We start from the raw sequence: 16,598 nt of genomic DNA, 5'->3' as shown, positions 1-16,598 counted from the left end.
CAGGATCTGGAGTCGAACGGCGTTTGCGTCGGCAAGATCGATTCGGCACCGGAATCGTCGTCAAGACGATTCCGCGCGCTCTGCTTCGACCCGGCGACATGGTTAACCAATGCTGCTTTTCGCCAACCGACCGTTAACCGGACGTTAACCGGTGTCCACCGACGTGAACCGGGCGCCGGAAACGGACGAGGCGCCCGGAAGGGCGCCTCGCGAACCGACGGACACGTGGCCCGGACGGGGGTCAGTTGGCGGCGGTGGCCTGCTCGACGGCCGGCTTGGCGCCGTCGCCGAACTGGCGGGCCTGGACCACCAGCATGCCCTTCATGGTCTTCACGGAGATCTTGTAGGGCAGCATCAGGCCCTCGTCCGCGGCGGGGACGAACCAGGCCTCGAGATCGCGATTCGATTCCATGAAGGCGGTCGACTTGTTGCCGGCGCGGTGGCCGGCGACCGGGACCCAGCGGGCGCCGCAGACCACGGCGTCGCCGGAATAGCCGGGCACCTCGATCTTCTTGGTGTCCTTGTAGGACAGGCGGATGTCGTAGCGGGTCCAGCCGTCGAAGATCGGCAGGGTACGGTCGCAGACCTCCTTGCCGCCCTTGCCGGAGACCGGCACCAGCGCCGCCGACAGCGGGTCCATCACGCCGCGCTTGTGCTCGGCCTTGACGGGGATGCGGTCGTCGCGCTCGGCGAGTTCCGGGATCGCCTTCAGGCTGCGGATCCGGCCGCCGGCGAGGCCCATGTCGACCTCGGTGACCTTGTCCCCGCGCGACATCAGCTCGTAGCTCGCCGGCGTCAGGCTGCGGCCGAGCCGGCCCTTGGCGGTGGCGTAGCTCTCCTCGGAGGAGATGATCCGGGCGAGGCCCGAGGTCGAGATGTGCAGCTTGGCGGCGTAGGAGCCGCGCTCGACCCGGACCGCCAGCGAACCCTTGGCGATGCCGAAGCCCATGAAGGAGACGTCGTAGAGCGCCTGGGTCTCGCCGGCGCGCGGCGCCGCCACCGCCAGCGGCGTCGTCGAGAGCAGGGCGGCGACCGCCGCGACCGCGGAGCCCCGGATCGCCGTCGACAGGGAAGATTCCAACTGGGACACCACTGATCGCCTCCAGACGCCGGACGTCACGAGAATGCCCCGATCCCGGCCTCGAGGTCGGCCGTCGACGCCGGTCCGGCGTCGCGGTTCCCGCGGGGCGGGACGGCTTCGGAACAACTTGCCCCGGACGCGAGGATCGCGGCGGGGCACGTCCCGAATGTTCGGGCGATATGGTAACAGGAGGGTTAACGCCTGTCTCGCCGAGACTGCCCGAGGCCAGCCGATGCCGCGCGCCGGAGCCGTCGCGGCCGGCCCGGAGCGGCGGAAACGGCCGGTTCCGAGGGTTGACGGGTGGCGGCGGCGTCTCTATAGAAGCGCGACTTTCAAATCGGCGGCGTCCGGATGGCCCGGGCGGCGCTCGTCTCACGCATGGCGGAGGCAGCCGACCGCAAGGTGCGCGCGCCCCGCTGCCAAAGGAAGAGGGTATCGCGATGGCTCGGCGCTGCGAACTGACCGGCAAGGCCGTCCTCGTGGGCAACAACGTCTCCCACGCCAACAACAAGACCAAGCGCCGCTTCCTGCCGAACCTGTGCGCGGTCACCCTGATCAGCGACACGCTCGGCCAGTCGGTGCGCCTGCGCATCTCGGCCAACGCGCTGCGCTCGGTCGAGCACCGCGGCGGCCTCGACGCTTTCCTGGCGAAGTCGTCCGAGGACGAGCTGTCGCCGCGCGCCCGCCTGCTGAAGAAGCAGATCGCCAAGAAGGCCGCCGAAGCCGCCGTCGCGGCCTGACCGGCACGGCGCCCACGGGCGCCGTTTGGTCGAGACGAGTTTCGGAACCCCGACGCGGTGCGAGCCGCGCTCGGGGTTTCGTGCGTTCAGGGTGATTTCGGATGGGCGGGCGTGTTCGGGGGCATCCGGCCGCGCGGGGCGCCCGCTCATCGACTGTCGACGAACGCGCCGTCCCCGGCGGCGAGCGGGCGGAGGGCTGCGTGACGGCGGCCACCCCGGGTGCGGCACCGGGGCTCGGTCGGCATCCGACGTCGGCGCGTCGGCCCCCTCTCCCTGTCCCTCCCCCTCCAAGGGGGAGGGGACGCGGTGGGGAGGTTCGGGTTCGTTCGAAGGCCGTCGGCGGGACGGGAGGAGGTCGGCGCGATCCTGCTTGGGTCTTCTCGCCGGCCATTGTCCTCGCGCGTCGGATCGACACTGCGACGGATTTCGTTGGCCACACCCTTCGCCTCGCCCTCGACGGGCCCTCTCCCCCCTTGTGGGGGAGAGTTGGAGAGAGGGGTCGCGACGTTGCGACCGCCACGGCGGTGAAGGTCGCGCGTACCCCTCTCCCTGTCCCTCCCCCACAAGGGGGGAGGGGACGCGGCCGAGGCGTAGTGCGGCCTTGTCGACGGTGGCGGTGTGGAGTCCGCTTCTCCGAAGCCCGAAGCCCGAAGCCCGAAGCCCGAAGCCCGAAGCCCGAAGCCCGAAGCCCGAAGCCCGAAGCCCGAAGCCCGAAGCCCGAAGCCCGAAGCCCGAAGCCCGAAGCCCGAAGCCCGAAGCCCGAAGCCCGAAGCCCGAAGCCCGAAGCCCGAAGCCCGAAGCCCGAAGCCCGAAGCCCGAAGCCCGAAGCCCGAAGCCTCACTCCGCCAGCCGGAACTCCAGGTAGACCGTGCGCTGCAGGAAGGAGCGGTTGTTGTCGGAGATCAGGGAGACGCGGGTCTCGCCGGCGCTCGTGCGCCAGAGCGAGAGGCCCTCCATGTTGTCGATCTGGTCGGCGAGGCTCGCCTCGAACACGACCTCGCCGTCGACCACGGCGCCGTCGACGAGGTCGGCCATGGGAATGCGGCGGATGCGGGCGCGGACGCCCTCGGAGAGCGTGTAGAGCCGCTCGAGGACGTAGAGCCGGCCGTCCGGGCCGAACTTGGCGTCGGTGGCGTCGTAGGCGCCGACGGCCTTCAGGTGGAAGCGCAGCGGCTCGGGGCCGCCGAGGATCCAGCCGGGGCGGTCGTCGTCGACGGCGTCGCGGGGCGCGCGCTCGGCGATCAGGACGGTGCGGCCGTCGAGGGGCGAGCCGACGGGGCCGAAGGCGAGGCTCTCGAAGCCCTTGGTGTTGCGCACGCGGCGGGCGTCGGCCGGCAGCGGCCGATTTTCCAGCGTCCCGGGAAAGCCGTCGGCGCCGATCGGCGCGACCATCATCCGCGGCTCGCCCTCGAAGCTGACGCCGGCGATCGGGACGCCGTCGCGGACCGTGACGTCGAGCGACTCGCTGTCGACCTCCCACTTCGACAGCCGGCCCTCGCCGGCGACGTCCATCGGCCGGATCCGGCCGTCGGCGAGCCCGACCGGCCGGCCGGCGTCGTCGCGCAGGATGGCGGCGCGCAGCATCAGCCCGTCGTCGGACAGCGACAACAGGCCGCCGCCGCCGGGGTCGACCACGAGGCCGGAGAGGCCGCCGAGTTCGGGCGCGGGGGACTCGACCTCGAAGCCGCCGACGAAGTCGAGGCGGCCGAAGCGGACCATCTCGGGGTGGCCGATCCGGAAGGCGTCGAAGCGGTGGACCGCGAAGGGCACGGCGATGTCCGCGGCCGCGGCGGGCCGCGCGACGGCCGCGGCCGTCGCCACGGCCACGAGGACCGGCGCGAGCGCGAGGGCGGCGCGCCGGAGGGGCGTCACTTCAGGCCCATGCCGGCGACGCGGCGCGGGCGCGGCGCCGCCGGCTGGCGGCGCGGGGCGCCGCGGCGGCGGTCGGAGGCGTCCTCCTCGGCGAACAGGGAGGCGAGCTGCTCGGTCATGGCGCCGGCGAGCTCCTCGGCATCGACGATGGTGACGGCGCGGCGGTAGTAGCGCGTGACGTCGTGGCCGATGCCGATCGCGATCAGCTCGACCGGCGAGCGGGTCTCGATCTCCTCGATGACGTGGCGCAGGTGGCGCTCGAGATAGTTGCCCGGGTTGACCGACAGGGTGGAATCGTCGACCGGCGCGCCGTCGGAGATCATCATCAGGATCTTGCGGTTCTCCGGCCGCGCGAGCAGGCGCTCGTGCGCCCAGTTCAGCGCCTCGCCGTCGATGTTCTCCTTGAGGAGGCCCTCGCGCATCATCAGGCCGAGGTTGCGCCGGGCCCGCCGCCACGGCGCGTCGGCGGCCTTGTAGACGATGTGGCGGAGATCGTTGAGCCGGCCGGGCTGGGGCGGCTTGCCGGCGGCGAGCCAGGCCTCGCGCGACTGCCCGCCCTTCCATGCCTTGGTGGTGAAGCCGAGCAGCTCGACCTTGACGCCGCAGCGCTCGAGCGTGCGGGCGAGGATGTCGGCGCAGGCGGCGGCCACCGTGATCGGCCGGCCGCGCATCGAGCCGGAATTGTCGATCAAGAGGGTGACGACGGTGTCGCGGAAGTCGGTGTCGCGCTCGAGCTTGAAGGCGAGCGGCTGCATCGGGTCGGTGACGACGCGGGTGAGGCGGGCGGTATCGAGCAGGCCCTCCTCCATGTCGAAATCCCAGCCGCGATTCTGCTGCGCCATCAGGCGGCGCTGCAAGCGGTTGGCGAGCCGGGACACCGCGCCCTGGAGATGGACGAGCTGCTTGTCGAGATAGGCGCGCAGGCGGTCGAGCTCCTGGCCGTCGCACAGGTCCTCCGGCCGGGTGATCTCGTCGAAGCGCTGGGTGAAGACCTTGTAGTCGCTCTCCGGCGGCTGGTTGGAGAACGGCAAGTCGGGCCGTTTGGCCTCGCCGGCCTCGCGGGCCTGGTCGGCGGCGTCCTCCTCCATGCTCTGGTCGGAGACGTCGGCCTCGACCTCGGTCTCGCCGGTCTCCTGGTCCTCGCCGGTGGCCTCCTGCTCCTGCGGCGCCGCCTTGTCGGCGGCCTCCTGCTCGTCGGCCTCACCGGACGACTGGTCGTCGGAGGTGTCGTTGCGGTCGCCGTCCTCGTTCTCGTCGGGCTCGTCCGGCTCGCCGCCGAGCTCGTCCGCCATGTCGAGCGAGACCAGGAGGCCGCGCACGGCGCGGGCGAAGTCCTTCTGGCTGCCGACGACGGCGTCGAGATTGGCGAGGTTGGCGCCGGCCTTCTCCTCGATCCACGGCCGCCACATCTGGACCAGTGTCTCGGCGCTCCGGGGCGGCGCCTCGCCGGTGAGGCGCTCGCGCACCATCAGCGCCACGGCATCCTCGAGCGGGGCGTCGGCGCGGTCGGAGATCTCGTGGTAGTTGCCGCGGAAATAGCGGTCCTCGAGCATGGCGCCGAGGTTGGCGCCGACGCCCGGCATCGCCCGGGCGCCGAGCGCCTCGCAGCGCGCCTGCTCGACCGCCTCGAACACGGCGCGGGCCTTCGGGCCCTCGGGCACGTGGTCGCGGTGGACGGCGGCGTCGTGGCAGGCGAGGCGCAGCGCCATCGAATCGGCGAGCCCTCGGGTGACGGCGACGTCGTGGGCGGTCGGCCGACGCGGCGGCTCGGGCAGGCGGGCGCGGTGGCCGGCGAGCGAGGGCCGGTCGGTGGCGAACACCACCTCGAGTTCGCCGTCGCCGGCGATGGCGCGCATGGCGACGCCGACCGCCTTCTTCAGCGGCTCGGTGGGGGGCGGGGATTTCGCCGAGGAGGACGGTTCGCGTGCCATGGGACCCATCGCAGTCGAGGCTCGGGAGGAGCGGTGCCCTCCCCTCGGGGGACTTCGCGGGCGGGCGGGCGAGGGGACGCCTCGATCCGCACACCGCCCGCTCGCCCCTTCGTCGGGCCCTTTCGGGCCGGCGTCTCCCGCGCGGGGGAGGAGGGGACGGCGTCCGCCGTCAGCCGAGCACCATGTTGGCGGCGCTCTCGGGCAGCTCCTTGCCGAAGCAGCGCTGGTAGAACTCGGCCACCAGCGTGCGCTCGAGCTCGTCGCACTTGTTGAGGAAGGTGACGCGGAAGGCGAAGCCGATGTCGCCGAAGATCGCCGCGTTCTCCGCCCAGGTCAGCACCGTGCGCGGGCTCATCACCGTCGAGAGGTCGCCGTTGACGAAGGCCGAGCGGGTCATGTCGGCGACGCGGACCATCTTGGAGATGGTGGCGCGGCCCTCCTCGCCGCCGAAGGCGCGGGCCTTGGCGAAGACGATGTCGACCTCCTTGTCGTGCGGCAGGTAGTTCAGCGTGGTGACGATCGACCAGCGGTCCATCTGACCCTGGTTGATCTGCTGGGTGCCGTGGTAGAGGCCGGAGGTGTCGCCGAGGCCGACCGTGTTGGCGGTGGCGAACAGGCGGAAGGCCGGGTGCGGGCGGATGACGCGGTTCTGGTCGAGCAGCGTCAGCTTGCCGGCGACCTCGAGCACGCGCTGGATCACGAACATCACGTCCGGGCGGCCGGCGTCGTATTCGTCGAACACCAGGGCGACGTTGTTCTGCAGCGCCCACGGCAGGATGCCGTCGCGGAACTCGGTGACCTGACGGCCGTCGCGGATCACGATCGCGTCCTTGCCGACGAGATCGATGCGGCTGATGTGGCTGTCGAGGTTGACGCGCACCAGCGGCCAGTTCAGCCGCGCGGCGACCTGCTCGACGTGGGTCGACTTGCCGGTGCCGTGGTAGCCCGAGATCATCACGCGACGGTTGTGCGCGAAGCCCGCCAGGATGGCCAGGGTGGTGTTGCGGTCGAAGAGATAATCGGGGTCCAGATCCGGCACGTGCTCGTTCGGCTCGGAATAGGCGGGCACCTCGATGTCGCTGTCGATGCCGAACACCTGCCTGACGGAGAGCTTCATGTCCGGCAGCGGCGCGGCCTCGATCGAAGTCTGAACCATGGAACCTCCTGGCGGCCGTCGGTCACGCCCCACGGGCGGCGGCCGTCGACAGACGTGGCGGGACACGGGTAAGCCATCGGGATCCCGTGCCCTTTCGGGCGGAACGCGCGGCCCCGCGCGGGCCACGAGCCGGTCGACGTTAGCAGAAGCCGGCGGTCTTCAGGTAGTTATAGGCTTGGATGATTTGCCGCAACCGTTCCTCGGACGCCCGGTCGCCGCCGTTGGCGTCGGGATGGTGGCGCTTCACCAGTGCCTTGAAGCGCGCCTTGATGTCCTCGCGGCTCGCGGCTGGATCGAGGTCCATGGTGTCGAAGGCCTGCTGGGTGGGCGCCGAGACCTTGCGGCGCGGCTCCGCCGCCGCGCCGTGCGAGCCGGCCGGACGGGCGCCGTGGAAGATGCCGAAGGGGTCGTTGACGGTCGTCGACGGGTCGGGCCCGTCGAAGCCGCGGCGCGGATCGGCGCCGCGGCGGTCGACGCCGATCGTCCAGGTCGGGCGGTGGCCGGTGAGGGCGTCCTTCTGGAAGGCGGCGACGGCCTCGTCGGCCATCCCGGCGAAATAGTTGTAGCTCTTGTTGTACTCGCGCACGTGGTCGAGACAGTAGCGGTGGTACTGGCCCTCGCGGCCGCGGCCCTTCGGCGCGCGGTGGGTGCCGGCGGCCTCGCAGCCCGCCCATTCGCAGGTCGGGAACCGCTCGCGCGCGGTGGTCTCCGCGTCGGGGCGGATCCGGATCCGGTCGAAGAGCTTGGAGTTCATGGCCATGGTCGTGCGAGTATGGGGGCCGGCCCCCGGCCGGACAAGGCGTTGACAAGCGGCCGCGGATCGGTTCGGTGCCGGCGGGGCCCGCCGCCGCACCCGGAGGAGACGACAGTGACCACCCGCCGCGACCGTATCGCCGCCGCCCTGAACGAAGCCTTGCGCCCGTCGGCGCTCGACGTCGTCGACGAATCGGCGCTGCACCACGGCCACGCCGGCGCCAGCCCGGCCGGCGAGACCCACTTCCGCGTCGCCGTCACGGCGGCCGTCTTCGCCGGCCGGCCCCGCGTCGCCCGCCACCGCATGGTCACGGAAGCGCTCGCCGCCGAGTTCGCCGGCGGCCTGCACGCGCTGGCGATCGACGCGCGCGCGCCGGGGGAGTGAACGGGCGCCGGGCGAATCCGGATTGAAACCGGTGGTGGCGATCGGTAGGAGTGTTCCCGACACTCCAGGGTGAGGGGAACGTCCGTGAACATTCGTTTCGTTGCATTCGGGATCGTCCTGGCGCCGATCCTGCTGTCGGCCTGCGCCCAGAAGGCAGAGCCGGACTTGGCGACCGTCGTACAGGTCACCAGGGAGAGCGCGACTCTGCGCAAGAAGATGTTCGCCGACTGCATGGACGACGTGAGGGAGACCCGCCTCGAGCGGCAAGAGAAGATCGTCAGGCTGGTCGGCGTGCCGCGCGACAAGTTCGCCGTCACCTTCTGCAACCGCTTCATCGCCGGCTACGTCGCCGGACAGTACACCGAGGCGGACATGGCCATCGTGAGGAGAGGTGGGTTCCCCCCGTCGGTGGTGCTCGCGCTCGCCGGGCGTTGAGCGGAGCTCACCGATCCCGCCACGGCAGACGCGGCCGCCCGATTGGAATCCGACTAGGCGCGCTCCGGTCGGACGTCGGGTAGCGATGCGCCATGAGCGATGGTTTCGGCAGTTCCAAGCCCGGGGCGACGGCTGACGGACACGAGCGCGTCCGGCAAAGGCTAGGGAGGTTTACGTGGTCAACGCGCGCATTTTCGCAACCGGGATCGCTCTGCTGACGATCCTGCTCTCCGCCTGTGCCCGTGAAAAGGTGTCGAGCTCGGAGCCGAAGACGGCCGATGTAGACTTCGTCACTCTCGCCAGAGAAAGCCCGACCGCGCGCAAGTTGTTGATGGAAGATTGCATCCGATATACGAAAGATGAGGGTTTCGATCAAGATGAGAGCTTCATCGAATTGGTCGGTGTGCCGCGAGAACGGACGGCCGTCGTCGCTTGCGGGCGCTTCGTCGGAGCCATCGCATCCGGACGGCTGACCATGGACGACATCCAGGCGGCGCGACGGAAAGAGTTCCGTATGGACACGTTCGACGTAATACGGGGACGCTGATCCGGCCCCGCGGCCCCGCGGCTCCCGGCGCACGGGCGGTCAGCCCCGCCCGATCCGGACGATCGCCTGGTGCAGGGCCGAGAGGAAGCGGGAGCGGTCCTCCTTGGCGAAGGGGCGCGGGCCGCCGGTGACCAGGCCGGCCGAGCGCAGGTCGGTCATGAGGTCGCGGACCGCGAGGGTCATGCCCATCGAGGCCTCGGTGAAGGGCTTGCCGGTCGGCGCGATCACGGTGGCGCCGGCCTTGACGCAGCGCGCGGCGAGCGGCACGTCGGCGGTCACCACCACGTCGCCGGCCCCGGCCGCGGCGGCGATCCAGTCGTCGGCGGCGTCGAGCCCGCCCGGGACGAGCTGGAGCCGGACGTCCTGGTCGCGCGGGATCATCATGCCGGAGTTGGCGACCAGCACCACCGGCCAGCGGTGCCGCTCGGCGACGGTGTAGACCTCGGCCTTGACGGGGCAGGCGTCGGCGTCGACGTAGATGGTGCGGGCCACGACGGGATCTCCCGGAATGCGAGAAGGGCCGCTCCCGCGAGGGAACGACCCTTCCATTGCCTTGCCGCGGGGCCGCGAGGGCCACCCGGCGACCGCCGTCAGGCGGCGGCCGCTCCCGCGGGAGCGGCGATCCAGGTGGCCGACGCGGCGGACCGCGCTCCGTAGCAATGAGACACTGGATCACCTCCTTTCGGTCGTTGACGACGACCCCAAGATGGGCCGGTCCGGCCCGGGGCGCAAGGGGCGGCCGCGATTTCGCGGACGTGCGCGGTTCAGAGCCGGCGCACCAGTTCCTCCAGCTGGTCGGTGGCGGCGTTCCAGCCGGCGTGGAAGCCCATGGCCTCGTGGCTGTCGCGGTCGGCGGCGGTCCAGTGCCGGGCGGCGGCGACGTAGCGGGTGCCGCCGTCCTCGTCGGAGAGGTCGAGAACCAGCGTCATGAACGGCTTGGCCGAGGGGACCCAGCCGACCGTGTAGGCGTCGGTGCCGACGAGGCGGCGCTCCGGGATCACCTCGAGATAGACGCCGTCGTTCGGGTGCTCCTCGCCCTCCGGCGAGCGCATCACGATGTGGTTGGCGCCGCCGGGCCGGACGTCGAGTTCGGCGTGCGACACCGTCCAGGGCTTCGGGCAGAACCACTGCTTCAGGAGCGCGGGCTCGGTCCAGCAGCGCCAGATCTTCGCGCGTGGGGCCGCGATCAGGCGGGTGAGCACGAGATCGTTGGGGGCGGTCATGGCGGGGCTCCTCCTCGGTTCGGTCGATGGCCCGAGGACGGCCGACCCGCGGCCGTCCCGACAGCGGGCTGCGAATTTCTCGCGGCCGTCACCGCCGCGCTGGCGGCACCAGCCGCCAGATCCGGCCGCCGCCGTCGTCGCTGACGAGGAGCGCGCCGTCGGCGGCGACGGCGACGTCGACCGGCCGGCCCCAGACGTCGCCGCCCGGCAGGACGAAGCCGGTCGCGACGTCCTCGTGGACGCCGGTGGCGCGTCCGTCCTCGAACTCCAGGCGGACCAGCTTGTAGCCGGTGCGGCGGTCGCGGTTCCAGGAGCCGTGCATCGCCACGTAGGCGTCGCCGGCGGCGTCGAAGGCGATGCCGAGCGGCGCGGAATGGGCCTGGAACAGCACGTCCGGCACGGTGACGGCGTCGGCGAGGTCGGGCCGGGCGCCGGCGTGGCGCGGATCCTCGTTCGCCCCGATGTAGTACCACGGCCAGCCGTAGAAGCCGCCGTCGGCGACGCGCGTCGCGTAGTCGGGCGGCAGGTCGTCGCCGAGGCCGTCGCGCTCGTTGACGACGCACCAGAGCGCGGCGGTCGCCGGCTGCACCGTCAAGCCGGAGCAGTTGCGCAGGCCGGTGGCAAAGAGCCGCCTGCCGCCGCCGTCCGGATCGAAGGCGAGCACGGCGGCGCGGCCCTCCTCGTCGCCCCAGGCGGCGCCGACGGGATTGGCGGCGACGAAGCCGTCCGGTGCCTTCGACAGCGCCTTTCCGCCGACGTTGGACTGCGACCCCACCGCGACGAACAGGGTGCGTCCGTCCGGCGAGAAGGCGAGGTCGCGGGTCCAGTGGCCGCCATCGGGCAGCGACGACACCACCGTCTCGGCCGGGCCGGTCGGGGCGTCGGATCGGCCGTCCCAGGGCAGGCGCACGACCTTGTCGGTCTCGCCGACGTAGACGTGGGTCGGCTTCGGTCCGGGCGGCCAGAGCGCGATGCCGTAGGGCCGCTCGAGGCCGGAGGCGAACACGCTGCGCATCGGGCGTCCGTCGGGGCCGGGCGAGAGCCGCACGATCTCGCCGGCGCCGCTGTCGGCGACGAGCACCGCGCCGTCCGGCGCCACCGTGACCACCCGCGGTTCGGAGAAGCCGGACGCCCATTCCTCGACGGTCCAGCCCTCGGGGACCGCCGGCAGCGCCCCGGCCGGGCGGGGCACGGTGGCGGGGGCGTTGGACGCCGAACGGGTGGCGTAGGGCGCCGGCAGGTCGCCCGGCCGGATCAGCCGCCTGACGCCGGGCGCCGACGCCTCGGCGCCGCCGAAAGCCCGGGCGCCGGTGAGGAGATCGGCGGTCGCGGCCGATGGCACGGCGGGGACCGCGAGGGCGAGGGAGACGGCGGCGGCGAGACGGGTCGGGGTCATCGGTGGTCTCCGCGGGCGGACGACGGGGCACGTTGGAGGAACCGCATGGTGCCACGCCGGTTCGTCCGCAGCGGATGACGTTCGCGCGAGCGGGTCGGATCACGAGGGAGCGCGGGGGGCGAGCGGGAGGACGGCCGGGGCGACGCACGGGGCCGCTTCCCGCCCGTTCGCGTCCCCCTTGACACCCCGCTCCACCGCCCCTAAAAGCGCCTCACCTGACCGGGGCCGTAGCTCAGATGGGAGAGCGCTGCAATCGCACTGCAGAGGTCAGGGGTTCGATTCCCCTCGGCTCCACCAGGTCCCTCCCCACGGGACACGATCGATCCGCCCGGTGAACATGCGTTCGCCGGGGTTTTCGCGTTTTCTCGCCTCCCCGTGACGTCACGACCGGGCCAGTCGGGTCCGTAGTCGCCGGCGGAGGCCGATCGCGCGCGGGCGTGCTAGACCGTCGGCGGGCGTACCCTCGGGGCGTCGCGGCTTTCGGGAGAGGCGGCATGTCGGACGGGCGCGTCGCGGCGGACGATCCTTCGGAGGGCTCGATCGACGACCTGCTCGCCCGCCTCGGCACCGGGCCGGACGGGCTCGCCACGGCCGAGGCGGCGCGCCGGCTCGCGGTGCACGGCCCGAACGAGACCGGCGCCGGCCGCGGCCGGCCGGCCGTACTGCGCTTCCTGGCGAAGTTCCTCAACCCGCTGGTGCTGATCCTCTTGTTCGCCAGCGCGCTGTCGGCGGCGACCGGCGACGTCGCCAGCTTCGCCATCGTGGTCTTCCTGGTGGTCGCCTCGGTGACGCTCGACTTCGTCCAGGAGACCCGGGCCGAGGCGGTGATCGCCGCGCTGCGCCGCTCGGTCGCGCTCGGGGCGAGCGTGCGCCGCGACGGCCGCGACGCCGCGGTGCCCGCAGCGACCGTGGTGCCCGGCGACGTCGTCCGCCTCGCCGCCGGCGACCTCGTGCCGGCCGACGGCCGGCTGATCTCCGCCGCCGACCTCTACGTCGGCGAAGCCGCGCTGACCGGCGAGCCCTACCCGGTCGAAAAGCGCGTCGACCCGGAGGGTGGTGCCGCGGATGGCGCCGGCGCGGTCTTCGCCGGGACGTCGGTGATCTCCGGCAGCGCCCTCGCGGTGATCGTCCGCACCGGCCGCGCCACCGCCTTCGGCCGGCTCGCCGGCTCGCTCGCCGCGGCCCCGCCGCCGACCGCCTTCGAGCTCGGCATCCGCCGCTTCGGCGCGATGATCCTGCGGCTCACCGTGTTCCTGGTGCTGTTCGTCGCCACCGTGAACGTCGCCTTCGACCGGCCGTGGCTGGAAGCGCTGATGTTCGCGCTGGCGCTCGCCGTCGGCCTGACGCCCGAACTCCTACCGATGATCGTGACGGTGACGCTGTCGCGCGGCGCCCGCCGCCTCGCGGCGCGCCGGGTGGTGGTGAAGCGCCTCGCCACCATGCACAACGTCGGCGCCATGGACGTGCTGCTGACCGACAAGACCGGCACGCTGACCGAGGCACGGATCCGGATGATCCGCCACGTCGACTGCCGCGGCGCCGACAGCGACCGTGTCTTCCGCCTCGCCTATCTCAACAGCCGCTTCGAGAGCGGCATCCGCAGCGCCCTCGACGAGGCGATCCTGGAGCACGGCGAACCCGACGTCTCCGCCGTGACCAAGCTCGACGAGGTGCCGTTCGACTTCGAGCGTCGCCGCGTCTCGGTGCTCCTCGACGACGGCGGCACCCGCCTCCTGGTCGCCAAGGGCGCGCCGGAGGACATCCTGGCGCTGAGTTCGTTCTACGAAGCGGCGGACGGCACGGTGCTGCCGCTCGACCCCGCCGCGCGGGCGGCGATCGCGGCGGTGTTCGCCGGTCTCGGCGAGGACGGCCTGCGCGCCCTCGGCATCGCCTCGCGGGCGATGCCGGCGGACCACGTCTCGGCCGTGCTCTCCGACGAGAGCGCGCTGGTGTTCGCCGGCTACGCCGTCTTCCTCGACCCGCCCAAGGCGAGCGCGGCGGAAGCGGTGCGCGACCTCGTCGACGCCGGCGTCACGGTGCGGATCCTCACCGGCGACAACGACCGGGTGACGCGCCACGTCTGCCGCGAACTCGGCATTCCCGTGCGGGCGCTGGCCACCGGCGAGGATCTCGCGGCGATGGGCGAGGACGCGCTCGCCGCCAGGGTCGGCGAGGTCGACGTCTGGTGCCGGGTGACGCCGGCGCAGAAGGAGCGCGTGCTGGCGGCGTGGCGGCGCACCGGCGCGGTGGTCGGCTTCCTCGGCGACGGCATCAACGACGCCTCGGCGATCCACGCCGCCGACGTCGGCATCTCCGTCGACAGCGGCGCCGACGTCGCCAAGGAGGCGGCCGGGCTGATCCTGCTCGACCAGGATCTCCGCGTGGTGCGCGACGCGGTGATCGAGGGCCGCCGCACCGTCGAGAACGTCACGAAATACGTGCTGATGGGCTCGAGCTCCAACTTCGGCAACATGGTCTCGATGGCCGGCGCGTCGCTGTTCCTGCCGTTCCTGCCGATGGCGCCGACCCAGGTGCTGCTCAACAACCTGCTCTACGACGCCTCCGAGGCCGGCATCCCGTTCGACCGCGTCGACGACGCCGCGCTGGCCCGGCCGGTGCGCTGGGACCTCGGGCTGATCCGGCGCTTCATGCTGGTGCTCGGCCCGGTCTCCTCGCTGTTCGACTTCGCCACCTTCTACCTGCTGCTCCGGCTGTTCGGGCCGGATCCGGCGCTGTTTCGCACCGGCTGGTTCGTCGAGAGCCTGGCGACGCAGGTGCTGGTGATCTTCCTGATCCGCACCCGCGGCTCGCCGCTGGCGAGCCGGCCGCATCCCGCCCTCGCCGCCCTGTCGCTCGCCGCGGTGGCGGCGGCGCTGCTGCTGCCCGTGACCCCGCTCGGCGCCGCCTTCGGCTTCGTGCCGCTGCCGTGGAGCTTCCACCTGCTGCTGGTCGGACTGGTCGGCGGCTATCTCGCGGTGGTCGAGGTGGTCAAGCGCGCCTTCTTCCGCCGCCGCGCCGCCGCGCCGTCGCACCGAAGCGCTTGAATCGGCGGGCGCACTCGCCGATATGTCGCGCGCCGCGGCGGAGACGCCGCCCTTGCATCGCAACGACACCGGACGAACGCGCCATGACCGAACACGCCACGTCGCCGACGGTGGAGCGCCACGCCTTCGAGGCCGAGGTCTCCCGTCTCCTGCACCTGATGGTGCACGCGGTCTATTCCGACAAGGACATCTTCCTGCGCGAGCTGATCTCGAACGCGGCGGACGCCTGCGAGAAGCTGCGCTACCTCTCGATCGCCGAGCCCGCCCTCGCCGCTGGCGCCGAGGGCTTCGCGATCACCGTCACCGCCGATGCGGCCGGCCGCCGCCTCGTCGTCGCCGACGACGGTATCGGCATGAGCCGGGACGAGCTCCGGGACAATCTCGGCACCATCGCCCGCTCCGGCACCAAGGCCTTCCTCGACGGCCTCGAGAAGAAGGAGGACGGCGGCGCGCTGATCGGCCAGTTCGGCGTCGGCTTCTACTCCGCCTTCATGGTCGCCGACCGCGTCCGCGTCGTCTCGCGCCGCGCCGGCTCCGACGAGGCGTGGGCCTGGGAGAGCGACGGCAAGGGCACCTACGAGCTGACGCCGGTGCCGCTCGAAGAGGCGCCGGTCCGCGGCACCCGGGTGGAGCTCGCGCTCGCCGAGGGCATGGAGACCTACGCCGAGGCCGCCACCGTCGAGCGCATCGTCCGCGCCTATTCCGCCCACGTGCCGGTGCCGATCCGCTTCGCCGAGGTGGGCCGCGACGAGGTCCGCGAACTCGCCGACGGATCGGCGCTGTGGGCCAAGCCGAAGGCATCGGCGACGGCCGAGGAATACCGCGAGTTCTACGGCACGGTGGCGCAGGCCTGGGACGAGCCGGCGCTGACGCTGCACTACCGCGCCGAAGGCCGGCACGAATATTCCGTGCTGCTGTTCGTGCCGTCGGAGAAGCCGTTCGACCTGTTCGACCCCGCGCGCAAGGGGCGGGTCAAGCTCTACGTCCGCCGCGTCTTCATCACCGACGAGGCCGAGATCCTGCCGGGCTGGCTGCGCTTCGCCCGCGGCGTCGTCGACAGCGAGGACCTGCCGCTCAACCTCTCGCGCGAGATGCTGCAGAAGAACCCGGTGATCGAGGCGATCGGCAAGGGCGTCACCAGTCGCCTGCTGTCGGAACTCGCCAAGACCGCCGACAACGACGCCGACACCTACGCCAAGGTCTGGGCGGCCTTCGGCGCCGTGCTCAAGGAGGGCCTCTACGAGGCGCCGGAGCGGCGCGACGAGCTGTTCCGTATCGCCCGCTTCCGCACCACCACGGCGGGCGAGGCCTGGCGCTCGCTGGCGGACTACGTGAAGGATCTGAAGGAGAACCAGACGGCGATCTACTACGCCCTCGGCGAGAGCCGGGAGGCGGTGCTCGCCTCGCCGCATCTCGAAGGCTACGCCGCCCGCGGCCTGGAAGTGCTGATCCTGACCGACCCGGTCGACGCCTTCTGGGTCCGCACCGCGCTCGGCTTCGACGGCAAGCCGTTCAAGTCGGTCACCCAGGGCGCCGCCGACCTCGACGCCATCGCCAAGCCCGAGGGCGCGCCCGAGGAGGCCGGTGCCGCCGAGGTCGCCGCCCTCGCGGCGCTGCTGAAGGAGGCGCTCGCCGAGCGCGTCTCCGACGTCCGCGCCTCGGCGCGCCTCGCTTCGAGCCCGGTCTGCCTCGTCGCCGCCGACCACGCGCTCGACAAGCTGACCGAGAAGCTGGTCGCCCGCCAGGAGGGCGGCAACCGCGGCCTCGCGCCGGTGCTGGAGCTCAACCCGGCCCACGACCTCGTCAAGGCGCTCGCCGCCAAGGCGGTCGGCGGCGGCGCCGACGCGGTGCGCGAGGCGGCGGTGCTGCTGCACGGTCAGGCGCGCATCCTCGACGGCGAGGCGCCGGAGGACCCGGCCACCTTCGCGGCGGCGGTGGCGAAGCTGATGCGGGCGCAGCTCGGCTGAGGGCGTCGACCAAGCGGGGAGGGGCGGTCCGCCGGCCCTCTCCGTCGCCGATCCCTCCGGGGATCGAC

Annotated in this window: 14 protein-coding genes and 1 tRNA gene; 7 read left to right on the top strand and 8 right to left on the bottom strand. The window is 72.3% G+C overall.

Annotated features, from left to right (window positions below):
* Positions 1-241 precede the first annotated feature (241 nt).
* A complete protein-coding gene (locus tag EDD54_RS12995; protein ID WP_165644706.1) occupies positions 242-1,090 on the bottom strand; it encodes a DUF3108 domain-containing protein in 849 nt (282 codons plus the stop codon).
* A 431-nt stretch (positions 1,091-1,521) separates the two neighbouring features.
* Between EDD54_RS12995 and rpmB the strand changes: the two genes are divergently transcribed.
* Entirely contained in the window at positions 1,522-1,821 is a 300-nt protein-coding gene (gene rpmB, locus EDD54_RS12990) for a 50S ribosomal protein L28 (protein ID WP_126539802.1), read from the top strand.
* A gap of 837 nt (positions 1,822-2,658) precedes the next feature.
* Here the strand turns inward: rpmB and EDD54_RS12980 are convergent.
* The 4 genes from EDD54_RS12980 to EDD54_RS12965 all read right to left on the bottom strand — a co-directional run bounded on the left by EDD54_RS12980 (position 2,659) and on the right by EDD54_RS12965 (position 7,534).
* On the bottom strand, positions 2,659-3,693 hold the full coding sequence (locus tag EDD54_RS12980; RefSeq protein ID WP_126539800.1) for an esterase-like activity of phytase family protein: 1,035 nt from the start codon (positions 3,691-3,693) through the stop codon (positions 2,659-2,661).
* Positions 3,690-5,624, bottom strand: coding sequence for a cobaltochelatase subunit CobT (gene cobT / locus EDD54_RS12975; protein WP_126539798.1), 1,935 nt, complete (start codon positions 5,622-5,624; stop codon positions 3,690-3,692). Before cobT ends, EDD54_RS12980 begins: the two co-directional genes overlap by 4 nt.
* A 169-nt stretch (positions 5,625-5,793) precedes the next feature.
* Entirely contained in the window at positions 5,794-6,780 is a 987-nt protein-coding gene (gene cobS / locus EDD54_RS12970) for a cobaltochelatase subunit CobS (protein WP_126539796.1), read from the bottom strand.
* 139 nt (positions 6,781-6,919) lie between these two features.
* On the bottom strand, positions 6,920-7,534 hold the full coding sequence (locus EDD54_RS12965; protein WP_321184077.1) for a J domain-containing protein: 615 nt from the start codon (positions 7,532-7,534) through the stop codon (positions 6,920-6,922).
* A gap of 114 nt (positions 7,535-7,648) precedes the next feature.
* Here EDD54_RS12965 and EDD54_RS12960 point away from each other — a divergent pair, with 114 nt between their 5' ends.
* From EDD54_RS12960 to EDD54_RS12950, 3 genes are all read left to right on the top strand, one after another.
* Positions 7,649-7,918 (top strand): BolA family protein, encoded by a 270-nt coding sequence (locus EDD54_RS12960; RefSeq protein WP_245515759.1) that lies wholly within the window; start codon positions 7,649-7,651, stop codon positions 7,916-7,918.
* A gap of 84 nt (positions 7,919-8,002) precedes the next feature.
* On the top strand, positions 8,003-8,353 hold the full coding sequence (locus EDD54_RS12955; RefSeq protein ID WP_126539790.1) for a hypothetical protein: 351 nt from the start codon (positions 8,003-8,005) through the stop codon (positions 8,351-8,353).
* A gap of 175 nt (positions 8,354-8,528) precedes the next feature.
* Complete coding sequence (locus tag EDD54_RS12950) at positions 8,529-8,900, top strand: hypothetical protein (RefSeq protein ID WP_126539788.1); 372 nt, start codon at positions 8,529-8,531, stop codon at positions 8,898-8,900.
* Between the two features lie 39 nt (positions 8,901-8,939).
* Here EDD54_RS12950 and EDD54_RS12945 read toward each other — a convergent pair whose 3' ends face one another.
* The 3 genes from EDD54_RS12945 to EDD54_RS12935 form a co-directional block, all read right to left on the bottom strand.
* Positions 8,940-9,392: a YaiI/YqxD family protein gene (locus tag EDD54_RS12945; RefSeq protein WP_425374997.1), complete on the bottom strand. Its 453-nt coding sequence runs from the start codon at positions 9,390-9,392 to the stop codon at positions 8,940-8,942.
* Between the two features lie 272 nt (positions 9,393-9,664).
* A complete protein-coding gene (locus tag EDD54_RS12940) occupies positions 9,665-10,123 on the bottom strand; it encodes an SRPBCC family protein (RefSeq protein WP_126539784.1) in 459 nt (152 codons plus the stop codon).
* An 88-nt stretch (positions 10,124-10,211) separates the two neighbouring features.
* Positions 10,212-11,519 carry a PQQ-dependent sugar dehydrogenase gene (locus EDD54_RS12935; RefSeq protein ID WP_126539782.1) on the bottom strand — a complete coding sequence of 436 codons (1,308 nt, stop codon included), beginning with the start codon at positions 11,517-11,519 and terminating at the stop codon, positions 10,212-10,214.
* A gap of 221 nt (positions 11,520-11,740) precedes the next feature.
* Between EDD54_RS12935 and EDD54_RS12930 the strand changes: the two genes are divergently transcribed.
* From EDD54_RS12930 to htpG, 3 genes are all read left to right on the top strand, one after another.
* Positions 11,741-11,816, top strand: a tRNA-Ala gene (locus tag EDD54_RS12930).
* A 197-nt stretch (positions 11,817-12,013) separates the two neighbouring features.
* A complete protein-coding gene (gene mgtA / locus EDD54_RS12925) occupies positions 12,014-14,563 on the top strand; it encodes a magnesium-translocating P-type ATPase (RefSeq protein ID WP_126539780.1) in 2,550 nt (849 codons plus the stop codon).
* 83 nt (positions 14,564-14,646) lie between these two features.
* Entirely contained in the window at positions 14,647-16,530 is a 1,884-nt protein-coding gene (gene htpG / locus EDD54_RS12920) for a molecular chaperone HtpG (protein WP_126539778.1), read from the top strand.
* Positions 16,531-16,598 lie beyond the last annotated feature (68 nt).

It is taken from the genome of Oharaeibacter diazotrophicus (assembly GCF_004362745.1).
Classification (GTDB): domain Bacteria; phylum Pseudomonadota; class Alphaproteobacteria; order Rhizobiales; family Pleomorphomonadaceae; genus Oharaeibacter; species Oharaeibacter diazotrophicus.
The sequence above is the reverse complement of the archived record's forward strand: the minus strand, read 5'-3'. Positions and strand labels throughout refer to the sequence as shown.

What these genes read in the sequence shown, in the direction of transcription:
- cobT (WP_126539798.1), bottom strand. Translation starts at nt 5,624, where the DNA reads ATGGCACGCGAACCGTCCTCCTCGGCGAAATCCCCGCCCCCCACCGAG.
- mgtA (WP_126539780.1), top strand. Translation starts at nt 12,014, where the DNA reads ATGTCGGACGGGCGCGTCGCGGCGGACGATCCTTCGGAGGGCTCGATC.
- cobS (WP_126539796.1), bottom strand. Translation starts at nt 6,780, where the DNA reads ATGGTTCAGACTTCGATCGAGGCCGCGCCGCTGCCGGACATGAAGCTC.
- htpG (WP_126539778.1), top strand. Translation starts at nt 14,647, where the DNA reads ATGACCGAACACGCCACGTCGCCGACGGTGGAGCGCCACGCCTTCGAG.
- EDD54_RS12940 (WP_126539784.1), bottom strand. Translation starts at nt 10,123, where the DNA reads ATGACCGCCCCCAACGATCTCGTGCTCACCCGCCTGATCGCGGCCCCA.
- rpmB (WP_126539802.1), top strand. Translation starts at nt 1,522, where the DNA reads ATGGCTCGGCGCTGCGAACTGACCGGCAAGGCCGTCCTCGTGGGCAAC.
- EDD54_RS12965 (WP_321184077.1), bottom strand. Translation starts at nt 7,534, where the DNA reads ATGAACTCCAAGCTCTTCGACCGGATCCGGATCCGCCCCGACGCGGAG.
- EDD54_RS12935 (WP_126539782.1), bottom strand. Translation starts at nt 11,519, where the DNA reads ATGACCCCGACCCGTCTCGCCGCCGCCGTCTCCCTCGCCCTCGCGGTC.